Here is an 18197-nt window from a genome sequence, read left to right on the forward strand (position 1 = left end):
GGGAAAGAGTCTTATGAAATCGCTACTCGACCTGTTCAAGCAATTCACGCCCGATGAGCATTTCGATGCCATCAAGATCGGCATGGCTTCGCCCGAGAAGATCCGTTCGTGGTCCTTCGGCGAGGTGAAGAAGCCCGAGACGATCAACTACCGCACGTTCAAGCCCGAGCGCGACGGCCTCTTCTGCGCGAAGATCTTCGGCCCCATCAAGGACTACGAGTGCCTGTGCGGCAAGTACAAGCGCCTGAAGCACCGCGGCGTGATCTGCGAGAAGTGCGGCGTCGAAGTCACGCAGACCAAGGTGCGCCGCGAGCGCATGGGTCACATCGACCTGGCCGCGCCCTGCGCCCACATCTGGTTCCTCAAGTCGCTGCCGTCGCGCCTGGGCCTCGTGCTCGACATGACGCTGCGCGACATCGAGCGCGTGCTGTACTTCGAAGCCTACGTGATCACCGACCCCGGCATGACCCCGCTGAAGAAGTTCGGCATCATGTCCGAGGACGACTACGACGCGAAGCGCAAGGAATACGGTGACGAGTTCGTCGCCAAGATGGGCGCCGAAGGCATCAAGGACCTGCTGGAAGGCATCGAGCTCGACAGCGAGATCGAACGCCTGCGCGGCGACCTGACCGGCTCCGAAGTCAAGGTCAAGAAGAATTCCAAGCGCCTGAAGGTGCTGGAAGCCTTCCGCAAGTCGGGCATCAAGCCCGAGTGGATGGTGCTCGACGTGCTGCCCGTGCTGCCGCCGGACCTGCGTCCGCTGGTGCCGCTGGACGGCGGCCGCTTCGCGACCTCCGACCTGAACGACCTGTACCGCCGCGTCATCAACCGCAACTCGCGCCTGCGCCGCCTGCTGGAGCTGAAGGCTCCGGAAATCATCGCGCGCAACGAGAAGCGGATGCTGCAGGAAGCCGTCGACTCGCTGCTGGACAACGGCCGCCGCGGCAAGGCCATGACGGGCGCCAACAAGCGCGCGCTGAAGTCGCTGGCCGACATGATCAAGGGCAAGAGCGGCCGCTTCCGCCAGAACCTGCTGGGCAAGCGCGTCGACTACTCGGGCCGTTCGGTCATCGTGGTGGGCCCGACGCTCAAGCTGCACCAGTGCGGCCTGCCGAAGCTGATGGCGCTCGAGCTGTTCAAGCCCTTCATCTTCTCGCGCCTCGAAGCCATGGGCATCGCCACCACGATCAAGGCTGCCAAGAAGGAAGTCGAATCGGGTACGCCGGTGGTCTGGGACATCCTGGAAGAGGTCATCAAGGAGCACCCGGTCATGCTGAACCGCGCTCCGACGCTGCACCGCCTGGGCATCCAGGCCTTCGAGCCGATCCTGATCGAAGGCAAGGCGATCCAGCTGCACCCGCTGGTTTGCGCGGCTTTCAACGCCGACTTCGACGGCGACCAGATGGCCGTCCACGTGCCGCTGTCGGTGGAAGCGCAGATGGAAGCCCGCACGCTGATGCTGGCGTCCAACAACGTGCTGTTCCCGGCTTCGGGCGAACCGTCGATCGTTCCCTCGCAGGACGTGGTGCTGGGCCTGTACTACACGACCCGCGACCGCATCAACGGCAAGGGCGAAGGCCTGGTCTTCTCCGACATCGGTGAAGTCCAGCGCGCGCTCGACGCCAACGAAGTCGAACTCACCGCCAAGGTGGCGGTGCGCATCACGGAGTACACCAAGAACAAGGAAACCGGCGAATTCGTGCCGTCGACCTCGCTCGTGGACACCACCGTGGGCCGCGCGCTGCTGTCCGAGATCCTGCCGAAGGGCCTGCCGTTCTCGAACATCAACAAGGCGCTGAAGAAGAAGGAAATCTCCAAGCTCATCAACGTCTCGTTCCGCAAGTGCGGCCTGAAGGAGACCGTCGTCTTCGCAGACAAGCTGCTGCAGAACGGCTTCCGCCTGGCAACCAAGGCCGGCATCTCGATCGCCATCGACGACATGCTGGTGCCTTCGGAGAAGCACGGCATCATCGAGCGCTCGGCCAAGGAAGTGAAGGAGATCGAGCAGCAGTACGTCTCCGGTCTCGTGACCTCCGGCGAGCGCTACAACAAGGTGGTGGACATCTGGGGCAAGGCCGGCGACGAAGTGTCGAAGGTGATGATGGCCAAGCTGTCGAAGCAGAAGGTCATCGACCGCAACGGCAAGGAAGTCGAGCAGGAGTCCTTCAACTCGATCTACATGATGGCCGACTCGGGCGCCCGCGGTTCCGCGGCCCAGATCCGCCAGGTGGCCGGCATGCGCGGCCTGATGGCCAAGCCTGACGGCTCGATCATCGAGACGCCCATTACCGCGAACTTCCGCGAAGGCCTGAACGTGCTGGAGTACTTCATCTCCACCCACGGTGCCCGTAAGGGTCTGGCCGACACGGCGCTGAAGACGGCGAACTCGGGCTACCTGACCCGTCGTCTGGTCGACGTGACGCAGGACCTGGTCGTGACCGAGCAGGACTGCGGCACGCACGGCGGCTACCTGATGCGCGCCATCGTCGAAGGCGGTGAAGTCATCGAATCGCTGCGCGACCGTATCCTCGGCCGTACCGCTGCCGACGACGTGCTGCACCCGGAAAACCGCGCCGTGCTGCTGAAGGCCGGCGAGATGTTCGACGAGGACACCATCGAGTCGCTGGAAGCGCAAGGCGTCGACGAGGTCAAGGTGCGCACCGCGCTGACCTGCGAGACCCGCTTCGGCATCTGCTCGACCTGCTACGGCCGCGACCTGGGCCGCGGCGGCCTGATCAACATCGGCGAAGCCGTCGGTGTGATCGCCGCCCAGTCCATCGGCGAACCCGGCACGCAGCTGACGATGCGTACCTTCCACATCGGTGGTGCCGCTTCGCGCGCCGCCATCGCTTCGAGCGTGGAAGCCAAGTCGAACGGCTCGATCGGCTTCAACGCCACGATGCGCTACGTGACCAACAGCAAGGGCGAGCTGGTCGTGATCTCGCGTTCGGGTGAAATCATCATCCACGACGAGCACGGCCGCGAGCGCGAGCGCCACAAGGTGCCGTACGGCGCGACCCTGACGGTCAAGGCCGACCAGCAGATCAAGGCTGGCCACGTCCTGGCCAACTGGGACCCGCTGACCCGCCCGATCATCACGGAATTCGCCGGCAAGACGCAGTTCGAGAACGTCGAGGAAGGCCTCACGGTCGCCAAGCAGGTGGACGAAGTGACCGGTCTGTCGACCCTGGTCGTGATCGACCCGAAGCGCCGCGGCGCCGCCAAGGTCGTGCGTCCGCAGGTGAAGCTCATCGACGCCTCCGGCGCCGAAGTGAAGATCCCGGGCACCGACCACTCGGTGACGATCGGCTTCCCGATCGGCGCCCTGGTGCAGGTGCGTGACGGCCAGGACGTGGGCCCCGGCGAAGTGCTGGCGCGTATTCCGGTCGAAGGCCAGAAGACCCGCGACATCACCGGCGGTCTGCCGCGCGTTGCCGAGCTGTTCGAAGCCCGTTCGCCGAAGGACAAGGGCATGCTGGCCGAAATGACCGGCACCGTGTCGTTCGGCAAGGAAACGAAGGGCAAGATCCGCCTGCAGATCACCGATCCGGAAGGCACGGTCTGGGAAGACCTCGTGCCGAAGGAAAAGAACATCCTGGTGCACGAAGGCCAGGTGGTGAACAAGGGCGAATCGGTGGTCGACGGCCCGGCTGACCCGCAGGACATCCTGCGCCTGCTGGGTTCGGAAGAACTGGCGCGCTACATCGTGGACGAAGTGCAGGACGTGTACCGCCTGCAGGGCGTGAAGATCAACGACAAGCACATCGAGGTGATCGTTCGCCAGATGCTGCGCCGCGTCGTGGTCGACAACCCGGGCGACACCAGCTACATCGCCGGCGAACAGATCGAACGCAGCGAGATGCTCAACACCAACGACGCCCTGCGCGCCGAAGGCAAGATCCCCGCGACGTTCACCAACCTGCTGCTGGGTATCACGAAGGCATCGCTGTCGACGGACTCGTTCATCTCGGCCGCTTCGTTCCAGGAAACGACGCGCGTGCTGACCGAAGCCGCGATCATGGGCAAGCGCGACGAGCTGCGCGGCCTGAAGGAAAACGTCATCGTCGGCCGCCTGATCCCCGCGGGCACCGGCATGGCGTACCACCAGGCACGCAAGGTCAAGGACGCCATGGACGAGGCCGAGCGCCGCGCCATCGCCGAATCGGAAGCGGCTGAACTGGCCGGTTCCGGTGAAGCCGATGCTGCCGCCAGCACGGCGGACGCCAGCGAAGGCGCTGCGACCGAATAACTGGTTAGCATCACCGGCCATGACCGGTACACCACGCCCCCCGACCGGCCCCGGTCGGGGGGCGTTTTCATTTGTTCCCTGTGATTGATTGCTTGATGAGGCCTTGTCGTCGATGAGCGTATTGCCCGAATCGCTGGCCGGCTGGATCGCGGTCGCGGTCCTGCTCTTCTGGTTTGTCGGCGCCTACAACCGGCTGGTGCGCTTGCGCGCGGCCGTGCTGCAGGCCTATGGCCAGCTCGATGCGGCGCTGGGCAAGCAGCTCGACTTCGTGCAGGCCAGCATCGCGGCCGGCCCGCAGACCGAGGCGGCGCCGACCGGCGAATCGCTGTCGTCCATCGCGCCGCTGCAGGCCGCAACGGCGCAGCTCGCGACCCTGCTGGGCGCAACCCGGCTGCGCCCGCTCGACGTCGGCGGCATGGCGGCGCTGGCGACCGCGCTGCAGGTCTGGATCGGCGCCTGGCAGCGGCAGCATCCCGACCAGGTGACCGTGTTCGACGCCGACGGCACGTTGTCGCGGCCCGCGCAGCTGCTGCCCGGCGCGACAAGCATGGTGCCCGGCACGGCGGAGCCCATCGGCTGGCCCGAACCCTCCGCCGCGGCGGAGATCGCGCGCAGCCAGTTCAACCAGGCGGTGGCGCAATACAACGCCGCCATCGCCCAGTTTCCGGCCTTGCTGGTGGCATGGGCCGTGCGTCTGCGTCCGGCGGCACCGCTGCTTTGAGCGGCGCCGGCCTGTGATCCGGGCCGCAACGGCCGCAGTGGTATTTCCTGTCGCTCTCTTTCCATGTACGAAGTCCGGCTTTTGGCCGGCCCGTTACCATCGCCTCCAACTTGTCAGAACTACCCTCCGACCCCTCTCGCAGAGGCCCTGGCGACACGCCGCCCCTGCAACAACCCCCGCTCTGGCGCCAGCTGCAACTGACGGCGGCGGCGCTGGCGTCGATCCGCGCCGGCACGTCGGGCTCCGTGGCCTTCGAGGCCGTCGAGCCCGCGCTGCGGCCCGGCGTGCAATCGCTCGGCTTCCAGGTGCTGCGCTGGCTCGGCCGCGCCGAGGCGCTGCGCCGCCACCTGGCCAAGCGCACGCCGCCGCCCCTGCCCGATGCGCTGCTGTGCACCGCGTTGGCACTCGCCTGGAATGCGGAGCACGCTCCCTACGAGCCGTTCACCCTGGTCGACCAGGCCGTCGAGGCCGCCAAGCGCAATCCCGCCACGCGGGCGCAGGCCAGCTTCATCAACGCCTGCCTGCGGCGCTTCCTGCGCGAACGCGACGAGCTCGTGGCCGCCACCGACTCGGAACCCGTCGCGCAGTGGAACCACCCGCGCTGGTGGATCGAGCGCCTCAAGCGCGACCATCCGCGCGACTGGCAGCGGGTGCTGGCCGCCGACAACGCGCAGGCGCCGATGACGTTGCGGGTCAATGTCCTCAGGACGACAGCGGCCTCCTACCTGACCGAACTCGAAACCGCCGGCCTGGCCGCGACGCGCGTGGGCCCGAGCGGCCTGCAACTGGCGCGCGCCCGGCCCGTGCAGCAACTGCCCGGTTTTGCCGACGGTGCCTGCTCGGTGCAGGACGCGGCCGCGCAGATGGCCGCACCGCTGCTGCTCGAGGGCCTGCTGCCGGAGAAAGCGCAGCCCCTGCGCGTGCTCGACGCCTGCGCCGCCCCCGGAGGCAAGACCGCGCATCTGCTCGAAATGGCGGGCACCGGCGCCATCGAGGTCACCGCCCTGGAAGTCGATGCCGCCCGCAGCCGCCGCATCGACGACACCCTGGCCCGCCTCGGGCTTCAGGCCAAGGTGCTCGTCGCCGACGCCGCCCGGACCGACCAGTGGTGGGACGGCACGCCTTTCGACGCCATCCTGCTCGACGCGCCGTGCACGGCGTCCGGCATCGTGAGGCGCCATCCCGACGTGCGCTGGCTGCGCCGCGAGAGCGACACGGCCCAGCTCGCCGCCCAGCAGGCGACGCTCCTGGCCGCCCTGTGGCCGCTGGTGCGACCCGGCGGGCGACTTCTTTACTGCACTTGCTCCGTGTTTCGCGAAGAGGGCTCGCAACAAATTGATGCGTTTCTTGTACACAACACCAACGCACGATTGCTGCCGTCGCCGGGCCATTTGCTGCCCCAAAGCGGGTCGAATGCTCGTGGCGTCCCGGACAATGCCTCTGGTGACCACGACGGCTTTTTCTACGCCCTGCTTGAAAAGCGTCCTCGTTGAGCGACGGCGCTGGCTGTTCCTGTCGCTGCCCGTCCTGCTCTGGATCTGGGCGATCTGCATGTCCCTCCTGCCGGCTGCGGCCTTCGCCCAGGGGCGCAGCGGCGCCACCATCACCCAGATGCGGCTGGAGCAGGCCGACGATGGCGTCTACTTCAGCGCCGCCGTGCAGTTCGAGCTGCCCTCGCTGGTCGAGGAGGTGCTCGACAAGGGCATCGCCATCTATTTCGTGGCCGAGGCCGAGCTCTTCCAGGAGCGCTGGTACTGGACCGACCGCAAGGTCGCGCAGGTCACGCGCCACATGCGGCTGGCCTACCAGCCGCTCACGCGCCGCTGGCGGCTCAACGTGTCGGCGGCGCCCATGACCGGTGCAGCAGGCCTGGGCATCTCGCTGAACCAGAACTTCGACACCCTCGGCGACGCGCTCGACGCCATCAAGCGCGTCGGCCGCCTGCGCATGGGCGACCTGGCCGAGATCGGCGACGACCCGCAGCACCAGGTCACCTTCCGCTTCAGGCTCGACACCTCGCAGCTGCCGCGTCCGTTCCAGATCGGCGTGGTCGGCCAGGCCGACTGGAACATCGCCGTCGAGCGCACGGCCAAGCTTCCGCTGGAGAAGCAGAAGTGAGCACTCCGGCGCGCAGCGGCACGGCGGCCTCGTCCGCCGCGAGCCGCGCGCGGGCCAGGCGCTGGGCCATCGGCGTCGGCGCCGCGCTGGTCACCGCAATCGGTCTCGTGCTGATGTTCCTGCTGGCGCAGGCCACCAACAACCGCGCGCTGTACGAGCGCTACTACGTGCGCCTCTTCGGCATCAACGTCGTGGTGGCGGTGCTGTTGGTGCTGGTGATCGGCTGGGTCGCCTTTCGCCTGCTGCGGCGGCTGCGGCAGGGCAAGTTCGGCAGCCGGCTGCTCATCAAGCTGGCGGCCATCTTCGCGCTGGTGGGGGTGGTGCCGGGGGCGCTGGTCTACGTGGTGTCTTACCAGTTCGTCGCGCGCTCGATCGAGAGCTGGTTCGACGTCAAGGTGGAAGGCGCGCTCGATGCCGGCCTGAACCTCGGACGGGCCACGCTCGATTCGCTGTCCGTTGACCTTGCCGTCAAGACGCGCAGCGCCAGCGCGCAACTGGCGCAGGTGCCCGACGCGAGCGCCGGCCTGGTGCTCGAGCGCATCCGCGACCAGCTCGAGGCCAGCGACGTGATCCTCTGGACCGGCTCCGGGCAGCTCGTGGCCAGCGCCGGCACCTCGCGGTTCCAGCTCAACCCCGACCGGCCGACACAGCAGCAGTTTCGGCAGGTGCGTCCCGAGCGTGCCGTCGCGCACGTCGAGGGGCTGGACGAAACTACCGCGCCGGGCGCGACCCCGCCGGCCGCGAGCGTGCGTGCGCTCGCGATGGTGCAGCGGCCCGGCTTCGACTTCGATACCGCGCCGCGTTACCTGCAGGTCACGCGTCCGCTGCCGCCGGCCGTGGTCGCCAACGCGCTGGCCGTGCAGGAGGCCAACCGTGAATACCAGGAACGGGCGCTGGCGCGCGAAGGGCTGCGGCGCATGTACATCGGCACGCTCACGCTGAGTCTGTTCCTCGCCGTGTTCGGCGCGGTGCTGCTGGCCGTGCTCTTCGGCAACCAGCTCGCGCGGCCGCTGCTCGTGCTGGCCGAAGGCGTGCGGCAGGTGGCGGCCGGCGACCTGCGGCCCACGGCTGTGCTGCAGGGCAAGGACGAGCTCGGCGGCCTCACGCGCTCCTTCGCCGTCATGACGCAGCAGTTGGCCGACGCCCGCGGCGCGGTCGAGAAGACCATGGGCCAGCTCGACGCGGCGCGCGCCAACCTGCAGACCATCCTCGACAACCTGACCTCGGGTGTGATCGTGCTCGATGCCAAGGGCACCGTGCTGTCCACCAACCCGGGCGCGACCCGCGTGCTGCGCGCGCCGCTCGCGGCCTACGAGGGCCGGCCGCTCATCGAGGTTCCGGGGCTGGGCGAATTCGGCGCCAAGGTGCAGCAGCAGTTCGAGGACTTTCTCGTCGAGCGCATGCAGCACGGCCTCGACCACTGGCAGCACGCTTTCGAGCTGCATGCCTCCGGCGCCGATCTGCCGCAGCAGGACGGCGCCATCAACATCGTCGCGCGCGGCGCGGAGCTGCCCGGCGCCGCGCGGCTGCTGGTGTTCGACGACATCTCCGAGATCGTCTCGGCCCAGCGCGCGCAGGCCTGGGGCGAGGTTGCGCGCCGGCTCGCGCACGAGATCAAGAACCCGCTCACGCCGATCCAGCTCTCGGCCGAACGGCTCGAGATGAAGCTCTCGGGCAAGGTCCAGCCGCCCGAACAGGCCGTGCTCGTGAAGTCGGTGAAGACCATCGTCGACCAGGTCGACGCGATGAAGCGGCTGGTGAACGAATTCCGCGACTACGCGCGCCTGCCCGCAGCCGACCTCAAGCCGGTCGACCTGAACGCCCTGCTGACCGACGTGCTGCAGCTCTACAGCGCGGAGAACCTGCCGATCACGCTGCGCTCCGAACTCGACGAGCGCTGCCCGCCCATCAGGGGCGACGCGCAGCAGATCCGCCAGGTCATACACAACCTGTTGCAAAACGCGCAGGACGCTGCGGAGGCCGCTGCGAGCGGAACGGGCAAGGCGGGCGAGGTCACCATCCGGACGCGGCTGGGCGACTCGGGGCAGCGCGTGCGCCTGACCGTGCAGGACAGTGGCCCGGGCTTCGCCGAGAACATCCTCAAGCGCGCGTTCGAGCCCTACGTCACCACGAAAACAAAAGGTACAGGTTTGGGACTCGCCGTCGTCAAGAAGATCGCCGACGAGCACGGCGCGCGCATCGAGCTTTCGAACCGCGTCGTCGATGGGGCTGTAGCAGGGGCACAAGTCTCGCTATCATTCGCGCTGGCAAGCGAGCCGCGGGCAGCGGCCGCTCACACCGAAGATTCGTCGAAGTCTTCCGCCGCCTGAGCCGCACGAATGTCCGTCGCACAGGCGATGGATGGGCCAGAGGACTCAACATACCATTGCGGACACCAGCGCACACAACAAGCAGCACTCATGGCAAACATTCTCGTGGTCGATGACGAGCTGGGCATCCGGGACCTGCTCTTCGAAATTCTCAATGACGAGGGCCACAACGTGGAACTCGCGGAGAACGCGGCCGAAGCGCGCGCTGCGCGCCAGCGCGCACGACCCGATCTCGTGCTGCTCGACATCTGGATGCCCGATACCGACGGCGTCACGCTGCTCAAGGAGTGGTCCACCGCCGGCCTCCTGAGCATGCCCGTCATCATGATGAGCGGGCACGCCACCATCGACACGGCAGTCGACGCCACGCGCATCGGCGCATTCGCCTTTCTCGAAAAGCCCATCACCATGCAGAAGCTGCTCAAGGCGGTGGAGCAGGGGCTGGCCCGCGAGAGCGCGCGCCGCGCGGCAGCAGGCGTGGTGCCCGCGCCGATCACCGGCAGCCAGGCCACCGCCATCACGACCACCGGCGACAGCCTGCTGATGGCCTCGCTGGCTTCCGTGCCCGTGGCCGACACAGGCCCGCAGTCGACCCAGAGCTTCGACCTCGACCGCCCGCTGCGCGACGCGCGCGACGGCTTCGAGAAGGCGTACTTCGAGTTCCACCTGGCGATGGAGAACGGCTCCATGACCCGCGTCGCCGAGAAAACCGGCCTCGAACGCACTCATCTTTACAGAAAGCTCAAACAACTTGGCGTTGATCTTTCAAGAGGGCGCAGAAGCGCTGTATAATCTGAGGCTGCACACAGCAACGGCCCGGTAGCTCAGTTGGTAGAGCAGCGGATTGAAAATCCGCGTGTCGGTGGTTCGATTCCGCCCCAGGCCACCAATCCAAGCCCCTGATTCTTCACGGAATCAGGGGCTTTTCAGTTTGTGATGCTTCGGCAGCGCGGCCAGATCGCCAGATGTTCGCCCGCGCGGGCTTTTCTTCAACTAACTGTTGGCGAAGATGTCCCCATACCCCTGGAAGACCCAGCGATCTCCGCTTTGCGTACAGATCCCGGTGAACTCGTTGTTGACCCCGCGCGACCAGAAGTGGAGCCCGAGTCGCCCGCGATACAAGATGATCTGTGCCAGATCGGCATCGATCTCACCGAGCCGGGCGACCATCTCGTCGATCTGCGGCAGCACAGCCTCCAGTATTGGCATGACCTCGCGTTCAAGCGCCTCCTGATCGACGGCGTACACCTGGATCGTGAGCTCGTCCGCTGTACCGCGGTACAGATCGCAATCGAACTGCACGCGGCCTTCATCGTCTCGATGGCCGTCCGCCTGGTGGAAGCCTTGAAGTCGCAGTTCGGCGAGATAGTCCATCGGCGGTTGCAGGGTTCGTTCATGAAACCGCTGACGGAGCGGTGGATGCGGGAGCATATCCAAGGGCTGGAGCTTTCGCCGGAGCCGATCCATATCTAGGTCGAACAACTCTCCCGCAGAACCTCACGCAGAGAGCTGATCGTGCCGTCCGCAACGTCGATGCGCCGATGCAGCGCTTCGTTGATCAGCCGGACCAGCGCGCCGAGTTCGGAGCGCGTTGGGTAGACATCTTCGCAGTCATTCACCTGCAGCGGCACGATGAGCTTTTCGAGGCACGCGTATGCGCTGTGCACGTCGCGAATGCTTGTGATGTCGTCGCCTACTTGGAGCGCGAATGATTCGGGGCTGTGCTGAAGAGGGGGCGACTTTGACGCTGCGTCGGGCGCCGCAACGGGTTCTTCGGCGGAGTGAGGGGGCGTGCGCGTGAATGCGCGAGCGGATTTAGCCATGACGGCCTCCAAGAGCTTCGGTTTGCTAAAACCGCCGCTCCCGAGACCAATCGAGGGCGGCGACTCGACGGGTTGGTCTACCGGGAAGCTCTTGCGAGAACCGGCCGGGCTTGCGCCCGCCCATCGAGCCGCCAAAACTGGAGGCACGAACGACAAAGCCGCAGACCCTGCGGGGAAATTGCGGCTTTCGTCGCAGAGCTTCAACGGGAGACCAATCCCGGTCACACCTTCTTGCGGCATGACGGGCGCAGTATAGCCAGCAGGCCTTTCGTCCCTGCAGATCACAGCCCAGCGTGACATTTAGGAACGTTCTTCACCGTCCCGATGTGCGCCACACCGCGCAGCCAGGCGTTGGAAGCGCATCAGGGCAGCTTCTTGCCCTTCAGGAGATGAAAGAAATGGCTTTCCCCAAATCCACGCTCAAGCTGGTCGCCGCAGGTTTCCTCGCCGCCGGCGCCTTGTTCGCCGCCGCATCCGCCAACGCGGGCACGAGCTGGTCTGTTGGCATCAACGTACCCGGCGTGGTCGTGACCGAGCCCGCACCGGTTTACTACGAGCCGGCACCCGTGTACTCGCGGCCGGCACCGACCTACTACCAGCCGGCCCCGGTGTATTCCGCTCCGGCGCCTGTCTATTACGAGTCCGGACCCAGCTGGGAAGAGCGTCGTGCGCAGCGCTGGGAAGAGCGCCGCGAGTGGCGCCGCCGCCAGTGGGAGCGCGAGCAGCATCGCCGCTACTACGAAGACCGCTATTGAGATCGAGCGAATGCGCAGCCGCTGGCGCGGCAGTGCGCCTCAGTCGAGCACCAGCTGCGTCTGCGTGACGACAGCGCACAGCTTGCCGTCCGCGTTGGTCACCGAGGTCTGCCACACCTGGGTCGTGCGCCCGCGATGCAGTGCCACGCTGGTGCCGGTGACCGTGGTGCCCACGCGCGCTCCGGCGATGAACTTGGTGCTCGAATCGGTCGTCGTCGTTCGCTTGCCTTCGGGCAGGTTGACGATGGTGCCGACCGCGCCCAGCGTGTCCGCGAAGGCCATGTAGGCGCCGCCGTGGAGGATGCCGCCGGCGGTGCACAGGTCGGGCCGCACTTCCATTAGCGCGACCACGCGCTCGGGCGCCAGCTCGGTGAGCCGCACGCCCATGAGGCCGGGGAAGATGGTGTCCAGCAGCTTCTGCATCGCGGCGATGTCTGGCATGAATGTCTCCTTGCTTGTATCTAGGAGCGAAGGCTCAGCCGGTGGTAGTAGCGCGCCGCAGCGCCGCGCGGGCCAGCAGACGTGTCGAGTCCAGCGTGGGCAGTGGTGAGTTGCCGTCGTTCAGCACCAGCGGCAACTCGGTGCAGCCCAGCACCACGGCATCGCAGCCGCGTGCCTTCAGCCCGTCGATCATCCGCCGCAGCACGTCGGTGGACTCCGGCTTCATCACGCCGCGCACCAGCTCGTCCATGATGATGCGGCCCATCGTCGCGCGCTCCTCGGTGCCTGGCCGCACGGCCTCGAGCCCGGCTGCCGACAGCGCCTGCGGATAGACCTCGCTGTTCACCAGCCAGTGCGTGCCCAGCACGCCCACGCTGCGGAAGCCGCGCGACACGGCCTCGGCCGCAACGACTTGGGCGATGTGCAGCCAAGGCCGTGGCGACTTCGGAAGCACCAGGTGCATCGCCTGGTGGATGGTGTTGTCGGGGCAGATAAGAAAGTCGGCGCCGGCCGCCGCGAGCTTGCCCGCCGACGACAGCATCAGCTGCGCGACGCCGCCCAGGTCGCCGCGGTCCAGGCAGTCCACGTACGCCGCGAGCGAATGCGTGTGCATCGAGACCTCGGGGTGGGCATGCGCGTGGCCCATGTGGCTCGCGCCTTCGACGCACAGCGTGCGATAGCAGAGCGCAGCGCCTTCGGCCGAGCAGCCGACGATGCCGATGTGAAGTTGCATGAAGCGAATCTCCGTCAAGGAAAGGCAGCGGACGATGTTCTCACGCTCTGCGCGACACCGCCACGCCCGCATGGCGGTCGAGCCGCAGCATCATCAGCGTCGCGATGGCCATCAGCAGGCCGACCACGTACCAGGCGTGGTGGAAATCGACCAGCTCCACGGCCGCCGCGCCGCGCAGCGCCTGCGATGCGCCGAGCACCATCGCGCCCAGCGCCACGCCGAGCGCGAGCGACACCTGCTGCAGCATGGTGCCGAGCGTGCTGGCGCCCGCGCGGGTCTCGTCGGGCACGTCGGCAAAGGCCAGCGTGTTGATGGCGGTGAAGTTCATCGAACGCGCCATGCCCGCCACGAAGAGCAGCACGCACATCCACGGCAGCGGATCGCCGGGCGACAGCAGCGCGCAGCCGAACAGCGTGGCGGCGCAGATCGCGCCGTTCACCGTCAGCACGCGGCGAAAGCCGAAGCGCCGCAGCACCGCGGTGGTGGCGCTCTTCATCACGAGGTTGCCGGCCATGTAGACCAGCAGCATCGAGCCGGCCTGGAAGGCGCTCATGCCGAAGCCGATCTGGAACATCAGCGGCAGCAGGAAGGGCGATGCGTTGATCGCGACGCGCGAGATGAAGCCGGCCGTCGCGGTGGCCAGCGCATAGGTCGGCACCGCCAGCGCGCGAAGGTCGAGCAGGGGCGTCGCCACGCGGCGTGCATGGTGCACGGCGGCCATGGTGGCCACCACGCCGGCGGCCAGCAGGCCGAGCGTGGCGGCCGAGCCCGGCTGTGGCCCGCCCAGCCGCGTGAGGCCCTCGACCAGCGCGGCCAGCGCGATGGCGGTGAGCACGAAGCCGGTGGCGTCGAAGCGCACCGGCGCCGTGTCGGCCCGGCGCGGAAAGAGCCGCATGATCAGCCACAGGCCGGCGAGGCCCAGCGGCACGTTCAGCAGGAAGATCCAGTGCCACGAGGCATGCGTGGCGATCAGCCCGCCCAGCGGCGGCCCGATCACCGGCGCGATGAGCCCCGGCCAGGTGATGGTGCCGATGGCCTCGATCAGCCGGTGCTTCGGCGTCTCGCGCAGCACCACCAGCCGGCCCACCGGCGACATGAAGGCGGCCGCCGCGCCCTGCAGCACGCGCGCCGCGACGAAGAACTCGAAGCTCGGCGCGAGCCCGCAGGCCAGCGAGGCGAGGGTGAAGGTGCCGACCGCCAGCGCGAACACACGCCGCGCGCCGAAGCGCCCCGCGCACCAGCCGGCGGCAGGCACCAGCGCCGCCATCGCGATCAGGTAGACCGTCACGCCCAGGCTCGCGTCCAGAGCGCCGATGCCGAAGGCCGCCCCGATGGCCGGCAGCGCCGTGACGATGACGGTGGCGTCCAGCGTCTCCATGAAGAAGGCGGCCGCAACGGTGAGCGCGATGCGCCTGGAGGCGCTTTCCGTGGCCGCGGCAGGCTGGGCGTTGTCGTTCATGCGCCGAGTCTGACACCGCCGGGTGTTTAGGGTTTACCCGGAGTTAACGATCCGGAAGGTCGGACGGGGCCGGTCGGCGGCATCCGGATCGTCGGCGGGGCGCCTCGCGCCGCATGAAGAAAAGCCCCGTGAAATCAAGGACTTAGGGCGCGCCCCAGCCCTTGCCGGCCGTGGCATGTCGATTGCTGAACCACCGGCCGGCCGTGCGCCCCTGATGCGGGGCTCGGTCACGAACCTGGAGACAAACCAATGAGCACCCCCATGGAACACCAGACCGCCCCCAAACCCTTCTACAAATCCCTGTACTTCCAGGTCATCACGGCCATCGTGCTGGGGGTGCTCCTGGGCCACTTCTATCCCGACACCGGCGCTTCGATGAAGCCGCTGGGCGACGGCTTCATCAAGCTGATCAAGATGATCATCGCGCCGATCATCTTCTGCACGGTGGTGGTGGGCATCGCCGGCATGGAGGACATGAAGAAGGTCGGCAAGACCGGCGGCATGGCGCTGCTGTATTTCGAGATCGTCAGCAGCATCGCGCTCATCGTGGGCCTGGTGCTGGTGAACGTGCTCAAGCCCGGCGCGGGCATGAACGTCGACGTGAGCCTGCTCGACACCAAGAGCATCGCGGCCTACACCGGCCCGGGCAAGATGCAGAGCACCACCGACTTCCTGCTCAACATCATTCCCAACACCGTGGTTGACGCCTTCGCCAAGGGCGAGATCCTGCAGGTGCTGCTGATCGCCGTGATGTTCGGCTTCGCGCTGCACCGCTTCGGCGGCCGCGGCACGCTGGTGTTCGACGTGATCGAGAAGGGCTCGCACGTGCTCTTCGTGATCGTCGGCTACATCATGAAGGTCGCGCCCATCGGCGCTTTCGGTGCCATGGCCTTCACCATCGGCAAGTACGGCGTGAGCTCGCTGCTGCAGCTCGGCCAGCTGATGGCCACCTTCTACGCCACCTGCCTGCTCTTCATCTTCGTGGTGCTGGGGCTCATTGCGCGCTTCCACGGCTTCAGCATCTGGAAGTTCATCAAGTACATCAAGGAAGAGCTGCTGATCGTGCTGGGCACCTCGTCCAGCGAATCGGTGCTGCCGCGCATGATGGCCAAGATGGAGAACCTGGGCGCGAAGAAGTCGGTGGTCGGCCTCGTGATTCCGACCGGCTACTCGTTCAACCTCGACGGCACCTCCATCTACCTGACGATGGCGGCGGTGTTCATCGCGCAGGCCACCAACACCGACATGACGCTGACGCAGCAGCTCACGCTGCTGGCGGTGCTGCTGCTGACCTCGAAGGGCGCGGCCGGAGTCACAGGCAGCGGCTTCATCGTGCTGGCGGCCACGCTGTCGGCGGTGGGGCACGTGCCGGTGGCGGGGCTGGCGCTCATCCTGGGCATCGACCGCTTCATGTCGGAAGCCCGCGCGCTCACCAACCTGATCGGCAACGGTGTCGCCACCCTCGTGGTCGCCAAGTGGACGGGCGACCTCGACACCGTGCGCATGAACCAGCACCTGAACCAGGAAAGCACGGCCGAGGCCGACGAGCCCGAGCGCGTGCTCGACGCCACCGAGACGCACATGCCTGCCAGCGGCGCGCGCCAGGCTTCCTGATCTTTTTTCCGCTCCCTCCGGCCCCGCCCTGGGGCCATCGGGCTGCCACTAATGCGGGCGGCCCGGCCTTGTGCAATAACGGGCCCATGAATCCAAGGGAGCCGGCCCGGCGTCTAGACCCACACTCCGACCAGGCGACGAGAGGATGGCGCGGCCTGCCCCGATGGGGCGGCGCGCTGGCCCTGGTGGCCGTGGCCGCCTTCGCGGGCTATCAGGTCGCGATGCAGACCGGCCTGGCCCGGCTGCGCGAAGCGGCCGACCACCGGCTCGACATGCTCGCCACCGGCCTGGACGCCGACCTCGCCCGCTTCGACTACCTGCCCGCGCTGCTGGAGATGACGCCCCTGGTGCCGGCCCTGCTCGGCACGCCGTCGGACATGCGGCTGCGCGATTCGGTCAACCGCTACCTCGACGGCGTCAACGCCGCGGCCGGAGCGGAAATGCTCTACGTGCTCGACGCCTCCGGCACCTCGCTGGCGGCTTCCGACTGGGACAAGCCCGGCACCACCGTGGGCCAGGACCTGTCGTTCCGGCCCTACGTGATCGACGCGCTGGGGCAGGGCAGGGGCCGCTTCTACGGCGTGGGCATCACCAGCAAGAAGCCGGGCTACTACCTGTCGTATGCGCTGCGACGCGGGCAGGCCTCGCGCGGCGTGGTGGCGGTGAAGATCAACCTCGAAGAAGCCGAGCGCGCCTGGCGCAAGCTGCCGGGCGACGTGGCGCTGATCGACCAGCGCGGCGTGGTTATTCTCTCGACGCGCGAGGACATCAAGTTCAGGCCGCTGCTGCCGCTGGACGCACTGCAGCGCGCCGAGGTGCTGCGCTCGCGGCCCTACGGCGAGGCCGCGCTGCAGCCGCTGCAGTGGACGCAGAAGGAAGCGCTGGACCGCGACGTGCAGGTGATCTCGCTCGACGGCGTCGATCAGCTCGCCTCTGCCCGCACCCTGCGCGGCGCGCCGTGGCAGCTGGTGGTGCTCGACAACCTCGCGCCGCTGCATGTGGCGGCGCGCAACGCGGCCATCACCGCCGGCCTCGCGATGACGGTGCTGCTGCTGGTGGCCGTGGCGCTGTGGCAGCGGCGCCGCGCCGTGCGCCAGAAGCTTGCGAACCAGGCTGCGCTGCAGGCGGCGCACGACACGCTCGAATCGACCGTGGCCGCGCGCACCGCGCAGCTTCGCGCGGCGCAAGGCGAGCTGGTGCATGCCGGCAAGATGGCGGCGCTGGGGCAGATGTCGGCCGGCGTGGTGCATGAGCTCAACCAGCCGCTCACCGCGATGCGCACGCTCTCGGAAAGCGCGTCCATCCTGCTCGACAAGAACCGCCTCGAGGACGTGCGCGGCAACCTCGAGCGCATCCGCGGCATGGTCGACCGGCTCGCGCGGCTGACCTCGCAGCTGCGCACCTTCGCCTACAAGAGCGAGTTGCCGCTGGCGCCGGTGCTGTTGTCGCATGCGATCGCCGACGCGCAGGTGATCGTGGCCGAGGCTTCGCGCAAGCAGCGCGTCGCCATCGAGGTCGACGTGCAGCCGCCCGCGCTGAGCGTGATGGCGGAGGAGGCCGCGCTCGGCAGCGTGCTCGCCAACCTGATGCGCAACGCCATCGACGCGATGCAGGACGCGCCGGTACGCAAGCTGCGCCTGGAAGCACGGCCGAAGGAGGGCCGTGTGCTGCTGTCGGTGACCGACACCGGCCCGGGCATCCGCCCGGACATCCTGCAGCGGCTGTTCGAACCCTTCGTCACCGGCAAGGCGGCGGGGTCGGGGCTGGGACTGGGGCTCGTGATCTCGGCACAATTGGTGCGGTCCATGGACGGCACGCTGCGCGCGGCCAACCTGGACGGCGGCGGGGCATGCTTCGTCGTCGACCTGCCGGCGGCGATTGCCGTGATCCACGACAGCAGCAGCAACCCGCCGGTTGCCGACGCCCTTTCCATTGCACAACAGGAGTGATCCCC

The 18197-nt window shown here is 67.6% G+C and carries 14 protein-coding genes and 1 tRNA gene; 10 read left to right on the forward strand and 5 right to left on the reverse strand.

The genetic code is table 11. From position 1 onward, the window contains the following. Positions 1–13: 13 nt before the first annotated feature. The 7 genes from rpoC (at position 14) to ABL843_RS03665 (ending at position 10307) form a co-directional block, all read left to right on the forward strand. A complete protein-coding gene (rpoC, locus tag ABL843_RS03635; RefSeq protein WP_184642748.1) occupies positions 14–4249 on the forward strand; it encodes a DNA-directed RNA polymerase subunit beta' in 4236 nt (1411 codons plus the stop codon). Positions 4250–4361: 112 nt separating this feature from the next. Beyond that, the gene (locus tag ABL843_RS03640) at positions 4362–4970 is read left to right on the forward strand and encodes a lema family protein (RefSeq protein WP_184642749.1); all 609 of its coding nucleotides are present in this window, start codon (positions 4362–4364) and stop codon (positions 4968–4970) included. A 110-nt stretch (positions 4971–5080) separates the two neighbouring features. Further along, positions 5081–6463, forward strand: a complete 1383-nt coding sequence (rsmB, locus tag ABL843_RS03645; RefSeq protein WP_184642750.1) for a 16S rRNA (cytosine(967)-C(5))-methyltransferase RsmB — start codon at positions 5081–5083, stop codon at positions 6461–6463. A gap of 58 nt (positions 6464–6521) precedes the next feature. Beyond that, on the forward strand, positions 6522–7088 hold the full coding sequence (locus ABL843_RS03650; RefSeq protein WP_184642751.1) for a DUF4390 domain-containing protein: 567 nt from the start codon (positions 6522–6524) through the stop codon (positions 7086–7088). Beyond that, a complete protein-coding gene (locus ABL843_RS03655; RefSeq protein WP_418118995.1) occupies positions 7085–9418 on the forward strand; it encodes an ATP-binding protein in 2334 nt (777 codons plus the stop codon). Before ABL843_RS03650 ends, ABL843_RS03655 begins: the two co-directional genes overlap by 4 nt. 90 nt (positions 9419–9508) lie before the next feature. Beyond that, positions 9509–10210: a response regulator gene (locus ABL843_RS03660; protein WP_126021684.1), complete on the forward strand. Its 702-nt coding sequence runs from the start codon at positions 9509–9511 to the stop codon at positions 10208–10210. 21 nt (positions 10211–10231) lie between these two features. Continuing rightward, positions 10232–10307, forward strand: a tRNA-Phe gene (locus ABL843_RS03665). Between the two features lie 104 nt (positions 10308–10411). On the opposite strand, the gene ABL843_RS03670 is transcribed toward ABL843_RS03665, so the two are convergent. Beyond that, the gene (locus tag ABL843_RS03670; RefSeq protein WP_418118996.1) at positions 10412–10792 is read right to left on the reverse strand and encodes a hypothetical protein; all 381 of its coding nucleotides are present in this window, start codon (positions 10790–10792) and stop codon (positions 10412–10414) included. A 95-nt stretch (positions 10793–10887) separates the two neighbouring features. Beyond that, a complete protein-coding gene (locus ABL843_RS03675; RefSeq protein WP_418118997.1) occupies positions 10888–11241 on the reverse strand; it encodes a hypothetical protein in 354 nt (117 codons plus the stop codon). Positions 11242–11639: 398 nt separating this feature from the next. Between ABL843_RS03675 and ABL843_RS03680 the strand changes: the two genes are divergently transcribed. Then, positions 11640–11996 carry a hypothetical protein gene (locus tag ABL843_RS03680; RefSeq protein ID WP_126021626.1) on the forward strand — a complete coding sequence of 119 codons (357 nt, stop codon included), beginning with the start codon at positions 11640–11642 and terminating at the stop codon, positions 11994–11996. A 39-nt stretch (positions 11997–12035) separates the two neighbouring features. Here ABL843_RS03680 and ABL843_RS03685 read toward each other — a convergent pair whose 3' ends face one another. From ABL843_RS03685 to ABL843_RS03695, 3 genes are read right to left on the reverse strand one after another with little or no spacing between them, the layout of a single operon-like run. Further along, on the reverse strand, positions 12036–12437 hold the full coding sequence (locus tag ABL843_RS03685) for a PaaI family thioesterase (protein ID WP_126021625.1): 402 nt from the start codon (positions 12435–12437) through the stop codon (positions 12036–12038). A 34-nt stretch (positions 12438–12471) separates the two neighbouring features. Then, positions 12472–13170, reverse strand: a complete 699-nt coding sequence (locus ABL843_RS03690) for an aspartate/glutamate racemase family protein (protein WP_418118998.1) — start codon at positions 13168–13170, stop codon at positions 12472–12474. Between the two features lie 40 nt (positions 13171–13210). After that, on the reverse strand, positions 13211–14629 hold the full coding sequence (locus ABL843_RS03695; RefSeq protein ID WP_418118999.1) for an MFS transporter: 1419 nt from the start codon (positions 14627–14629) through the stop codon (positions 13211–13213). Between the two features lie 261 nt (positions 14630–14890). Here ABL843_RS03695 and ABL843_RS03700 point away from each other — a divergent pair, with 261 nt between their 5' ends. Both ABL843_RS03700 and ABL843_RS03705 read left to right on the forward strand, forming a co-directional pair. Further along, entirely contained in the window at positions 14891–16243 is a 1353-nt protein-coding gene (locus tag ABL843_RS03700) for a dicarboxylate/amino acid:cation symporter (protein ID WP_126021728.1), read from the forward strand. An 86-nt stretch (positions 16244–16329) separates the two neighbouring features. Further along, positions 16330–18192, forward strand: coding sequence for a sensor histidine kinase (locus ABL843_RS03705; protein ID WP_418119000.1), 1863 nt, complete (start codon positions 16330–16332; stop codon positions 18190–18192). Positions 18193–18197: the final 5 nt, after the last annotated feature.

The organism is Variovorax sp. 350MFTsu5.1, assembly GCF_048302515.1.
GTDB lineage: Bacteria > Pseudomonadota > Gammaproteobacteria > Burkholderiales > Burkholderiaceae_C > Variovorax > Variovorax guangxiensis.

What these genes read in the sequence shown, in the direction of transcription:
- rpoC (WP_184642748.1), top strand. Translation starts at nt 14, where the DNA reads ATGAAATCGCTACTCGACCTGTTCAAGCAATTCACGCCCGATGAGCAT.
- ABL843_RS03640 (WP_184642749.1), top strand. Translation starts at nt 4,362, where the DNA reads ATGAGCGTATTGCCCGAATCGCTGGCCGGCTGGATCGCGGTCGCGGTC.
- ABL843_RS03650 (WP_184642751.1), top strand. Translation starts at nt 6,522, where the DNA reads ATGTCCCTCCTGCCGGCTGCGGCCTTCGCCCAGGGGCGCAGCGGCGCC.
- ABL843_RS03660 (WP_126021684.1), top strand. Translation starts at nt 9,509, where the DNA reads ATGGCAAACATTCTCGTGGTCGATGACGAGCTGGGCATCCGGGACCTG.
- ABL843_RS03670 (WP_418118996.1), bottom strand. Translation starts at nt 10,792, where the DNA reads ATGGACTATCTCGCCGAACTGCGACTTCAAGGCTTCCACCAGGCGGAC.
- ABL843_RS03675 (WP_418118997.1), bottom strand. Translation starts at nt 11,241, where the DNA reads ATGGCTAAATCCGCTCGCGCATTCACGCGCACGCCCCCTCACTCCGCC.
- ABL843_RS03680 (WP_126021626.1), top strand. Translation starts at nt 11,640, where the DNA reads ATGGCTTTCCCCAAATCCACGCTCAAGCTGGTCGCCGCAGGTTTCCTC.
- ABL843_RS03685 (WP_126021625.1), bottom strand. Translation starts at nt 12,437, where the DNA reads ATGCCAGACATCGCCGCGATGCAGAAGCTGCTGGACACCATCTTCCCC.
- ABL843_RS03690 (WP_418118998.1), bottom strand. Translation starts at nt 13,170, where the DNA reads ATGCAACTTCACATCGGCATCGTCGGCTGCTCGGCCGAAGGCGCTGCG.
- ABL843_RS03695 (WP_418118999.1), bottom strand. Translation starts at nt 14,629, where the DNA reads ATGAACGACAACGCCCAGCCTGCCGCGGCCACGGAAAGCGCCTCCAGG.
- ABL843_RS03700 (WP_126021728.1), top strand. Translation starts at nt 14,891, where the DNA reads ATGGAACACCAGACCGCCCCCAAACCCTTCTACAAATCCCTGTACTTC.
- ABL843_RS03705 (WP_418119000.1), top strand. Translation starts at nt 16,330, where the DNA reads ATGAATCCAAGGGAGCCGGCCCGGCGTCTAGACCCACACTCCGACCAG.